This window comes from uncultured Campylobacter sp. (assembly GCF_937980635.1).
Lineage (GTDB): Bacteria > Campylobacterota > Campylobacteria > Campylobacterales > Campylobacteraceae > Campylobacter_B.
Map to the genome: position 1 here is coordinate 26,869 of NZ_CALJPG010000019.1, position 9,712 is coordinate 36,580.

12 protein-coding genes and 1 pseudogene are annotated in these 9,712 nt (G+C 46.2%); all 13 read right to left on the reverse strand.

Translation table 11 applies throughout. The features are described 5' to 3' along the window. Window positions 1-1,029: 1,029 nt before the first annotated feature. The gene (locus Q0460_RS03920) at window positions 1,030-1,779 is read right to left on the reverse strand and encodes an ATP-binding protein (protein ID WP_299085135.1); all 750 of its coding nucleotides are present in this window, start codon (window positions 1,777-1,779) and stop codon (window positions 1,030-1,032) included. Continuing rightward, window positions 1,776-2,474, reverse strand: coding sequence for a 5'-methylthioadenosine/adenosylhomocysteine nucleosidase (locus tag Q0460_RS03925; RefSeq protein ID WP_299085138.1), 699 nt, complete (start codon window positions 2,472-2,474; stop codon window positions 1,776-1,778). The genes Q0460_RS03920 and Q0460_RS03925 overlap by 4 nt, the downstream gene beginning before the upstream one ends. After that, on the reverse strand, window positions 2,471-3,415 hold the full coding sequence (gene fabD / locus Q0460_RS03930; protein WP_299085141.1) for an ACP S-malonyltransferase: 945 nt from the start codon (window positions 3,413-3,415) through the stop codon (window positions 2,471-2,473). Before fabD ends, Q0460_RS03925 begins: the two co-directional genes overlap by 4 nt. A gap of 8 nt (window positions 3,416-3,423) precedes the next feature. Next, window positions 3,424-4,038 carry a peptidylprolyl isomerase gene (locus tag Q0460_RS03935; protein WP_298028865.1) on the reverse strand — a complete coding sequence of 205 codons (615 nt, stop codon included), beginning with the start codon at window positions 4,036-4,038 and terminating at the stop codon, window positions 3,424-3,426. A gap of 49 nt (window positions 4,039-4,087) precedes the next feature. Continuing rightward, on the reverse strand, window positions 4,088-4,906 hold the full coding sequence (locus Q0460_RS03940; RefSeq protein ID WP_299085144.1) for a tetratricopeptide repeat protein: 819 nt from the start codon (window positions 4,904-4,906) through the stop codon (window positions 4,088-4,090). 1 nt (window position 4,907) lies between these two features. Beyond that, a complete protein-coding gene (locus Q0460_RS03945; RefSeq protein WP_005869621.1) occupies window positions 4,908-5,381 on the reverse strand; it encodes an OmpA family protein in 474 nt (157 codons plus the stop codon). Between the two features lie 55 nt (window positions 5,382-5,436). Next, window positions 5,437-6,684, reverse strand: a complete 1,248-nt coding sequence (tolB, locus tag Q0460_RS03950) for a Tol-Pal system protein TolB (protein ID WP_291938295.1) — start codon at window positions 6,682-6,684, stop codon at window positions 5,437-5,439. Between the two features lie 15 nt (window positions 6,685-6,699). After that, window positions 6,700-7,095: a TonB C-terminal domain-containing protein gene (locus tag Q0460_RS03955; protein ID WP_299085155.1), complete on the reverse strand. Its 396-nt coding sequence runs from the start codon at window positions 7,093-7,095 to the stop codon at window positions 6,700-6,702. A gap of 18 nt (window positions 7,096-7,113) precedes the next feature. Then, the gene (locus tag Q0460_RS03960) at window positions 7,114-8,094 is read right to left on the reverse strand and encodes a TonB C-terminal domain-containing protein (protein WP_299085158.1); all 981 of its coding nucleotides are present in this window, start codon (window positions 8,092-8,094) and stop codon (window positions 7,114-7,116) included. After that, complete coding sequence (locus Q0460_RS03965) at window positions 8,087-8,485, reverse strand: biopolymer transporter ExbD (protein ID WP_297943721.1); 399 nt, start codon at window positions 8,483-8,485, stop codon at window positions 8,087-8,089. The genes Q0460_RS03960 and Q0460_RS03965 overlap by 8 nt, the downstream gene beginning before the upstream one ends. Further along, window positions 8,485-9,060 (reverse strand): MotA/TolQ/ExbB proton channel family protein, encoded by a 576-nt coding sequence (locus tag Q0460_RS03970; protein ID WP_299085162.1) that lies wholly within the window; start codon window positions 9,058-9,060, stop codon window positions 8,485-8,487. Before Q0460_RS03970 ends, Q0460_RS03965 begins: the two co-directional genes overlap by 1 nt. Window positions 9,061-9,062: 2 nt before the next feature. After that, on the reverse strand, window positions 9,063-9,467 hold the full coding sequence (atpC, locus tag Q0460_RS03975) for an ATP synthase F1 subunit epsilon (RefSeq protein ID WP_291938303.1): 405 nt from the start codon (window positions 9,465-9,467) through the stop codon (window positions 9,063-9,065). Between the two features lie 10 nt (window positions 9,468-9,477). Beyond that, a pseudogene (locus Q0460_RS03980) lies at window positions 9,478-9,712 on the reverse strand (F0F1 ATP synthase subunit beta); the annotation flags it as partial.

The following is a 9,712-nucleotide window of genomic DNA, read 5'->3' on the forward strand; positions in this document are numbered from 1 at the left end:
CGGTGTGTAAATTTGAGAAGCAATGCGGCGCCCGTGAAATTTTAAAATTTAATCTGCGCGCGCGACAGCGAAGGTTTTGAGCAGCTTTGAAGCGGCATGAAATTTAACCGGGCGCGAGCGGCGAAATTTCAAAATGTAACGTTTATGGAATGAGAGCGGAAATTCGGCTGCGCTAAAATTTCAGAATTCGGCTTTGCTAAATTTTAAAATTCGATTGCGTTGAAATTTTAAAATTTGGCTCCGCCTAGATTTTGAATTCGGCTTCGTTAAAATTTTAAAATTTTGCGAAGTAAAATTTTTGAAACATTTTGCGGAGCGGGCGAGCGGTTTAAATTTACGGCTCACGACAGCGTGCGACGATCAATTAGCGAGCGCGACTCAAGCTATGCGTAGCCCAAACTATAGCCTGCCGATAAATTTTAAAATTTTGCGGGGTAAAATTTCATAATTCGGCTTTGTCAGAGTTTTGAATCGAGTTTCGTTAAAATTTTAAAATTTGGTCTGGTTGAGAATTTTAAAATTTTGTGAAGTAAAATTTCAGAAATACTTTTCGGAATAAAATTTCTACAACTGTCTTTCGCGTAAGCTTTGCGAGCCTCTTAACGCTTGCTCGTAAGGCTCCGCTTGGGTACGAGCGGCATTTTGAGCAGGACGAGAGGGCGGCGCCGAAAACAGCCGCGGCTGTTTTGTAAAAACAGATACAGGCCGCACAATCCGCTCCGCTCGCAGCTACTCAGACGCAGAGGGCGTAACCTCTCATGCGCACAGCTTCGGACGCAGAAGTACAACCACTATAGCGCGCAGTCGGACGCAGGGGCTCAATCACTCGCGCCACAACTTAGATGCGGTGGGGCGACTACTGCGCGCGCTGCGGTTCGCGGCTCGTTTGAGCACGGGGGAGGATAACTGCTCTGCGTGCGTCAGGCTCATTCAAGCCAAAAATCGAACTAGGCGTGCGAAACTCATGCCATCACAAGAACTGCGCGCTTTGAATTCGTTTGAGCGAGGGAGCGCAAACCGCTTAAAATTTTAAAATTTAGGCTCGAAAAAGGTATCTTCGTGGATGTTGGCAAAGGCGGCTTGCAGGCTGATAAAAAACCTCGGATAGGTCTTTTCGTACTGCGCCAAAAGCTCCTTCGTAGCGGCACGCGCGGTGGGTTCCTTGCCGCCGTATTGCTTCGCGGGGCAGACCTCCTCCTCGCGCATGATCGGAAGCTCGTTATCTCTAGCACAGGCGGCGATTTGGCGCTCGCGCGCTAGAATGAACGGGCGGATGATCACAAGCCCGTTTTCAGCGACATAGCGCGGAGCGAGAGTTCGAAGCGCGCCGTTGAAGGTGAAATTCATAAAAAAGCTCTCCGCGGCGTCGTCGAGGTGGTGGGCGATGGCGATCTTATTAAAGCCGTGTTCGAGCGCGTAGGAGTAGATATATCCGCGCCTCATACGCGAGCAAAAGCTGCAAAACGTGGTGTTTGCGCGGATCTTTTCCTTGCCGAATTCAAAAATTTTAGTATCGATTATCTCGTAGGGGATCTCGTGCTCTTTAAAATGGGCGCTTATCTCGCGCAGGTCCTCGCCAATACCGTAGGTGACGGTAACGGCTCGAAACTCCCAATCTAGCGGGCTTACGCTTTGGAAGTGTTTCAGCACGTGCGCCAAGCTCATGCTGTCCTTGCCGCCGCTAAGAGCTAGTAAAATTTTATCGCCGCGCTCGAACATCTTGTATTTGGCGTTGGTTTGTCCGACCCGGCGCAGTAGTTTTTTGGAGAGGTTTATCATAACCTTTCGATCATTTTTAGGACGAAATTTGCGCTCGTCTGCGCGCTTTTTACCATAAACTCGTCAAAATCGAACTCGGCTTTATGCCCCGCCTCGTCGCTTATCGCGCGCAGCACGCAAAACGGCACGCCCAGTGCGTCGCACACCTGTGCCACGCTCGCCCCCTCCATCTCGACCGCGCTCGCGTCAAACGTCCGCTCGATCCAGCTCTTGCGCTCCTCGCCACTTACGAACTGATCGCCACTAGCGATGATGCCCGATTTTAGCGTGATGCCAAGCTGCTCGGCGACGGTTTGCGCTATGGAATTTAGCTTCGCGTCGGTTTGGACTGAAATTTTACTTCCAGGCACGAATCCGTGCGGATGCCCAAACGCCGTGATGTCCAGATCGTGCTGCACGAGCGAGGTGGCATATAAAATTTCGCCGATCTTAATGCCGCGCTTCAAAGCCCCCGCAACGCCCGTAAAAATGAGCGCGCGCGCGCCGAATTTCTCGATCATGACCGTAGCCGTCAGGGCGGAATTTACCTTGCCGATCTTCGAATATGCGATCACTAGATCGTGACCGTTAAGCTTAGCGGCGTAGAATTTATTATTCGCATGCTCCACGGCCTCCACGCTCACGCCTCGTTCGCGCAGTGCGGATAGCAGCGGCTTGATCTCTTCTGGCATAGCGCCCAAGATCGCTACTTTCATCCGTTCTCCTTTGCAAATTTCAGAAACTCGTCTAAGCTCGCAAGATCCGTGATGCTGAAGGTCGGCTTCTGCGTGATCTTTTTGTTTATCCCTTTTAAAACCGCCGCGCCGAACTCGACGAAACAGTCCGTCTCGCCCTCGTAATTTTTGATGCTTTGCTTGTAAAGTACGGGGCCGATAAGCTGGGCTTTCAGCAGCTCTAGCGCTTCGGATTTCGTCGTATATGTTCGCGCCGTGGCATTAGCGACGACGGGAGCGAAGCTCTCTTTTAGCGCGGGGCGTAAAAATTCTAAAAGCTCGTCGCTGGCGCTTTGTAGCATAGGGCAGTGGCTCGCGACGCTCATATTCAGTAGCATTGCGCGCTTTGCACCTGCGGCTTTAAACTCGCCCTCGAGTGCGGCCAGATCATCTTTTTTGCCTGCGACTACGATCTGCCCATCGCAGTTATAATTCGCCGCCCATACCTGCTTACCGGCGCTCGTCGCATCCGCGCAAATTTTTTCAACTGTCTCGTCGGCAAGAGCTAAGATCACCATCATTCCGGCGCCTTTGCCCTCGCAGGCGCTCTGCATGAGCCTACCGCGAATATTTACTAGCTTTAACATCTGCTTCGGCTCTATGCCTCCCGCAGCGCTTAGCGCGCTAAACTCGCCCAGCGAATGTCCGAGCAAAAACTGCGGAGCGATATTAAGCTTTTCTTGATCCAGCCTTTCTTGCAGCGCCGCAAGCGCCATCATGGAATTTAATGCAATCGCGGGCTGCGTAAATTCCGAAACGTCGAGCTTGTCGTTAGGCTCAAACAGTAAATTTTTAAAATCGATACCGGTAAATTCTGAAGCCTCATCCAAAAGCGCGCGCGCAGAGGCGGAGCTGTCGTAAAACTCCCTGCCCATGCCTACGCTTTGGCTGCCCTGTCCGGGGAAGATAAAAGCGAATTTCATAAAAAATCCTAATGCTCGTGGTGATGTCCGCCGCAGCACTCGTGATCTTTTCCGTGATCGTGACCTCCGCAACACTCGTGATCCTCTGCGTGATCGTGTCCATGTCCGCCGCAGCACTCGTGCCCCTCGTGATGATGGTTGTGTCCGCAGCCGCAGCTGTGCGCGCCCTCCGGCTGCCCGGTAAGAATTTCATCTGCCGTCGCTTCGCGGTTCTCGACGATCTTTATATTAAATTCCAGCTCCTTGCCCGCAAACGGGTGATTAAAGTCGATAGTAACGTCCTGCTCGCCGATAGCTTTGACGCTCACGCGGGTAGTCGCGCCGTCCTCCGCCTGACCAAAAAGCTCCATACCAACGACCAGGTCGATGCCCGCAAACTGCTCTTTAGGCAGGATCTGCACGGCGTCCTGCTTATACTCGCCGACCCCGTCGCTCGGGCTTATGCGAACCGTTTTGCTCTCGCCCGCTTGTAGATTTAAAATTTCATCTTCCAGTTTTTGGATGATTTGATCTTTGCCGCTAAGAAAGGCAATCGGGTCGGAGTTTAAATTTGACTCTAAAATTTCGCCGGTTTTACCGTCTTTTAGCTCATAATGCATCTTTATAACTCGGTTGTTAGCCATAGCTTTCTCCTGTTTAGAATTTTATTTTGAGTTTGTATTTAAATTTAGATTATCTAGTGGGCGCAGCTTTGGCTTCTTTGGAATCCGGGTATGAAGCCTTTAACGCTTTGTAGAATTTATTTGCGCTATCTTTATCGCCGATCTTATCGAAGCTGATCGCAGTGTGATAGAGTAGCTTTGGGGTGTAGTCTTGACTCTCGTTGTGCGAGATGCTCTTTTTGTAATAGTTTATCGCTTCTGCGTATGAGCCGGAAAAATATGAAATTTCGCCCAGCATATAGTTTGCCTTAGCGGGCTTGTAATTTTTAGATACTAAATAATTGTAGCGCTCTTTTGCGCCCGAATAGTCTTTTTTGGCATATAAAGCGTCAGCCTCTTTCAATACTGAAGCTTGATCTTTTGATTTAAAATCGGAGTCTGATTTTGTACTAGCAGGGACTGAAGCAGGACCTGCGTCTAATTCAGCGTTTTTTTTTACGCTGCCGCCGCTGCCTAATTTTTTATTGATTTCAGCGATTTGGGCTTTTATAGTTGCGATATCTCGTTTCATCTGATCTAGCTCACTGTTACCTTGGCTTTTGCCAGTAGCGCGAATTTCTAGATCCGCTACCCTGTTTTCCAGGTTCGAAATTTTAGAATTTGTTCCTTCAAGGACACTTCGCAAACCTTCGACACTCTCGCGTGTATTATCTACGCTAGTTTGCATCTCGCTTATACGCTTGCGGTTATCGCGCAATACTTGTTCGTTTTCAGTTAACCCGTAAGAGCTACCTGAATCAATATTGCCAGCATCAAATGCAGAAGTTTCTGCATTTAAAAAAGTGGCAGCCCCCAAAAGAGCCGCCACCGTGAAATTTTTAAATTTCAAATTAGAATCCAACTTTGAATTCGTCGCGTCTGTTTTGAGCGTCGCACTCTTTAGAATGCTCTGTGCAAGCCATATTGCTCTCGCCGTAGCTTACTACGGAAATTCTGCTCTCATTTACGCCTTGAGCAACCAATGCGTCTTTAGCTGCAGTAGCTCTCTTTAGACCAAGAGCATAGTTGTACTCATCAGAACCCCACTCATCGCAGTTACCCTCAACTTTGACGGTTAGGGACTCTGCGCCTGCTTGGTTGAATAGAGCTGCGTTATTATTGATTGTGCCTTGCTGATCGGCTCTAATATTAAATTTATCAAAGTCGAAATAAACAGTGCCAACTTCACTTTGGATCTGAGATGCCAAAGCAGCTAGTCTATCTGCACCACTTGTGCTTGTAGTATCGGCCTCTGGGGTCTTTTTAGAACAACCGCTCAATAATAGAGCAGCAACTGCTATCGAAGATAAAACTAAATGTTTCATTTTCTATCCTTTCAAAAAAAATTGAAGTCATTATATCACGAGATTTTTTAATATTTTACCAATCAACCGATTGAATTTTACCCACTCTTAACGGAAATTGAAAACTTTTATTCTCGTTAACTCTGATAATACCTACCGAGCTTCCGCCGCCGTCTTGCTTGATAAACATAATGCTACCGCCATCGCTAGAAAATCTAGGAAACATATTTTTGCCGCTAGCCGTTAACTGGCGAATCATATCGGTTTGAGTTGAGATTAAATATATATTAAATCCGCCCCCGCCGTCGCGGCTAGAGTAAGTAACGTAATTGCCATTTGTGCTGATGGAGTTATTGTTTTTGCCGTGATAGACGAGCTGCTGAACGTTGCCGCCATTTATGCTAGTGGCAAATACGTTCGGATAACCTAAACGATCGCTCACAAAAGCCACGCGCGAATCGCCGTCGATAAAATTTCCATTTACATCAATGCCTGCATAATCAGTAATTTGCTTAGCGCTGCCCGAGGCTATATCATATAAATAAATATCGGGTTGATCTTTAGGCGCATTGGTGATTAGAAGCTTTCTGCCGTCGGCGCTTACATCTGAAGCTATCGTCATGCCATGACCGGTAAAAATTTTACTCTTGCTACCGTTGGATAGATTAAATTTATAGATAGCGGGCGTATTTTTATTGACATAGTAGGTATAATAAAATTCGTTCTGCGCTGCGCTTGCCCATTTAGGGAAGATATTTAATCCGCCGCGAAGCACAACCTGCTGGTAAGTAAGCGTATAATCAGCCACCATGATCTCGCTCTCGCGCGTCGAAGTGTAGCGAGATAGCAAAATCATCTCCTTCATCCAATCGACGTTTGAATAGCCTAGTTGCTTGACTATCTCAGATACCGCCATGTGTGCTAAAAATGGATACTTTTCAGCATTAGAGAGCGTAAAGCTCTTCTCGTACATCACCCTGCCGCTGTTTGCTTCGAGCACTTTGGCTTTTAGGCTCATCGGCGAGCTTTTATCACTTACCGCGTAGCGCACGATAAGAGCGGCACCGCTAGAGCCTAGATTGTCGGAAGCGCCCGCATCATAGCTGCTTTGTAAATACTCGTCGCTGACTTCAAAAGTCGCGCCAACCTTTAGATCGCCCACCATAAGTTTAAAGAATTTGTTGCCAAATTCTGAATTCGCAAGGTTCGATGCATCTTGAACGACGATTTTAGGTAGATTTACCCCTTCGTTTACGATAGACATAGTCGCATCTGCCGCGAAAATGCTACTACAAAATGCAAGAATCAAAAGTAGTTTCTTCATCTTTTCTCCTTAAATTTAATTTGCTACGTCGGATAATACCATTTCAAATGTGTGAGATTTATTATCCGGTGATTTTGGAAAGCTTCGCTTAGGAAGCTCATCTAAAAATTTCCTTAGCTTTTGGTTAAATTCTGTGCTACGCCCAAGCTCTAAAATTTGATAATTTAAAACTCGTCCATTGTTGCTAAATTCTATACGGACTCTAGCCTCATCGGAAATGTCCACTTGATACTCTGTCCATAGAGCTTGCAATTTAGACGCCATCTGCGAAAAATAAGCATCTGGCTCCTTTGAAATTTGAATTTTACCAGATTTTTGCGAAACGGAATTTCTTTCATAAGTAAAATTCTGCTCCGAATCCGCCGAAAAAAGCATACAGCAAAACGCAAAAATACAAAAAAGTCTCTTCACTTTTTTCCCTTACGAATTCTAATTTGTCTTCATCACGTCGGACATCCTAGTATCAATCTCGTGCGATGCTCCGTCGGGAGATTTCGGGAAAGTCTGAGTCGATAGATTATCCAAAAAATCTCGCAACTTCTGATTAAATTCCGTCTCTCGCCCCAGCTCTATAATAGTATAATCCGCCACTCGCCCATCTGCGCTAAAGACTATCTTAATCCTTGCGTCGTCCTTCGCGGTCGCCACATATCTACTCCATAGAACTTGAAGCTTCTTCTCGATAGCGCCGTAATAAGCGTTATACTCGCCTGTCCTTTGCGTCCTGCCGCCAAGCTTATCGGATTTGACCACAGCATTTTTAGATGCTGCTTTATCCTTAGCACTAGAGGTAGCGGTTTCTTTATCGGACTTTTTGTTACTCTGAACGGCGTCGCTAGCTTTAGCGCTCTCCTCAAGCTTCTTATTGTCCTTAGTCGTATCCGAAAAAAGATCGCTCAAGCTCGGTTTTTCCTCTTTTTTTGGCTCCGACTTAGCTTCCTCTTTTTTCTCTACTACTTTTTCGGAAGGTTTATCTTCCAACTTAGGCTCGGGCTTGGGCTCCTCTTTTTTGGGCTCAGCCTTAGGCTCGTCCTTTTTAGGTTCCGGCTTCGGCTCTTCCTTCGGCTTTTCGGGCTCTTTTGGCTTCGCCTGCACCGGAGGTGGCGGAACTACTTGCGCCGTAGTCTTAATTTTATCCTCCGGCACATCCTTCACATTCTTATTTTCAAACTCGCCTTGCTTTGTTTCTTTAGCGATTTCAGGCGCGGACGGAAGTTTATCATCTATTTCGAAATCAAAAGTAACATCCATATAATCGTTGGGATTGTCAGTATATTTTTTAAATTTTTCCTGCGGCTTTGAAATTTGATATAAAAGAACAAAAATCACCAGCAGATAGGCAAAAAGGGCGATTAAAAACGATTTAAAATTATCGTATTTAACCCCCGTAAAATTTGAATAATTAGCCATTTGTTTGAAGCGCGACTTTTGTAAAACCCGCTTGCTTTAAGCTCTTTAAGACAAACATCACATCGTCGTAAACGAGTCTCTTATCGGCTTGGATATAGACGGGTTTTTCCAAGCTATACTTGCCGGTGCCTTTAAGCAGCACGAGATTATCCGGGAATTCAGCTAGGTTCATCGAGCTTTTGTCGATATAAACCTTGCGATCTTCGCCGATACGCACAAGCAAGAATTCTGCGGTATTTTCCGAAACCTGTGCTTTTGAGCCACTAGGCAGTTCGATCTTTTCATCGTAGATAATCGCCGTTTGTGCGACCATTAAAATCGCTAGCAAAACAAGCATAATATCAACGAGCGGAGTGATATTTAACTCTGGATTTTCGTCGAAATTATACATTAAATAGCTTTTCCAGTATTTGCTTTAAATAGCAAAATATCCGCTGTACGATTTATAATGCTCATAACTTCGTATGCTTTGCGTTTTATAAGTAAGCTAAAGGTGTATGCGGGGATCGCTACAAAAATTCCACATCCTGTGGCAACCAGCGCCTCACTGATCGCAGGAGCGATGGTATCGATGCCGGAATTTCCGCTGCCAAGCTTGGAAAATGTGTGAAGTATGCTAACGACTGTACCAAATAGCCCGATAAACGGCGAAGTAGAAGCGACGATAGATAGCCAGGTAAGTCCGCTAGTGGAGTCGCGTTCGGCTTTACCTTTATAAATTTCCAAGGCCTCTTTTGAAATTTTATCGGTATTTACTTTTTGAAAAATAGAGCCCGAAAGCGAAATCCTACCGCCCATCAGCAAGGATTCGAGCGCCTTTGCTTCGCGGTGTTGCCACGCACTAAGCCCTACAAATCTGGAGATCAAAATCGTAAAAGTTACGATAAAATAGACGGATAACCAAGAAAGCACGAATATCGTAATAAATGTGCTTCTCGTAAAATAACTTAAAATTAGATCTAGCATATTTAACTTTGCCTTGCGAATTCGTCGACTCTAGCCATGATTGCTGCGGAATTTGCCGCATCGGAGCTAATGGACGCAAGCATATCTTTGGCGCGCTGCAAAGACTTCGCTACGGCGCTTTCGCTATCGCCCCCGATAGCTACGGCTTGAGTGGCTAGGATAGTAGTTTTTTCTTCGGTAACTTCCAAAAATCCGTCGTTTACCAAAACAAGCTGCTTTTTGCCGTCTTTATCTACGATCTCAACGACTCCGCCTTCGCTTTTGTCTTTAAGTCCCGTTAGCAAGCTCGCATGCCCCGGCAAAATACCCATTTCGCCAGTAATGCCGGGGAGCTGGACGGATTTGACCTCACCCGAAAAGACCATCCCTTCGGGTGTAACGATATCTAAAAGCAAAAATTCTTTCATCTTAAAATTCCTATGCTTTCATCTTTTCAGCTTTTGCTACTACCTCGTCGATATTTCCCACCATATAAAAGGCATTCTCCGGCAGATCGTCGTATTTGCCCTCTAAAATTCCTTTAAAGCCAGCGATAGTTTCCTCTAGAGAGATATATTTGCCCGGACTTCCGGTAAATACCTCGGCTACGAAAAACGGCTGAGATAGGTAGCGTTCGATCTTTCTAGCGCGCTCGACTACAAGCTTATCCTCT

Coding starts and splice junctions, on each gene's coding strand:
- Q0460_RS03920 (WP_299085135.1), bottom strand. CDS start 1,779: ATGATAAACCTCTCCAAAAAACTACTGCGCCGGGTCGGACAAACCAAC.
- Q0460_RS03925 (WP_299085138.1), bottom strand. CDS start 2,474: ATGAAAGTAGCGATCTTGGGCGCTATGCCAGAAGAGATCAAGCCGCTG.
- fabD (WP_299085141.1), bottom strand. CDS start 3,415: ATGAAATTCGCTTTTATCTTCCCCGGACAGGGCAGCCAAAGCGTAGGC.
- Q0460_RS03935 (WP_298028865.1), bottom strand. CDS start 4,038: ATGGCTAACAACCGAGTTATAAAGATGCATTATGAGCTAAAAGACGGT.
- Q0460_RS03945 (WP_005869621.1), bottom strand. CDS start 5,381: ATGAAACATTTAGTTTTATCTTCGATAGCAGTTGCTGCTCTATTATTG.
- tolB (WP_291938295.1), bottom strand. CDS start 6,684: ATGAAGAAACTACTTTTGATTCTTGCATTTTGTAGTAGCATTTTCGCG.
- Q0460_RS03960 (WP_299085158.1), bottom strand. CDS start 8,094: ATGGCTAATTATTCAAATTTTACGGGGGTTAAATACGATAATTTTAAA.
- Q0460_RS03965 (WP_297943721.1), bottom strand. CDS start 8,485: ATGTATAATTTCGACGAAAATCCAGAGTTAAATATCACTCCGCTCGTT.
- Q0460_RS03970 (WP_299085162.1), bottom strand. CDS start 9,060: ATGCTAGATCTAATTTTAAGTTATTTTACGAGAAGCACATTTATTACG.
- atpC (WP_291938303.1), bottom strand. CDS start 9,467: ATGAAAGAATTTTTGCTTTTAGATATCGTTACACCCGAAGGGATGGTC.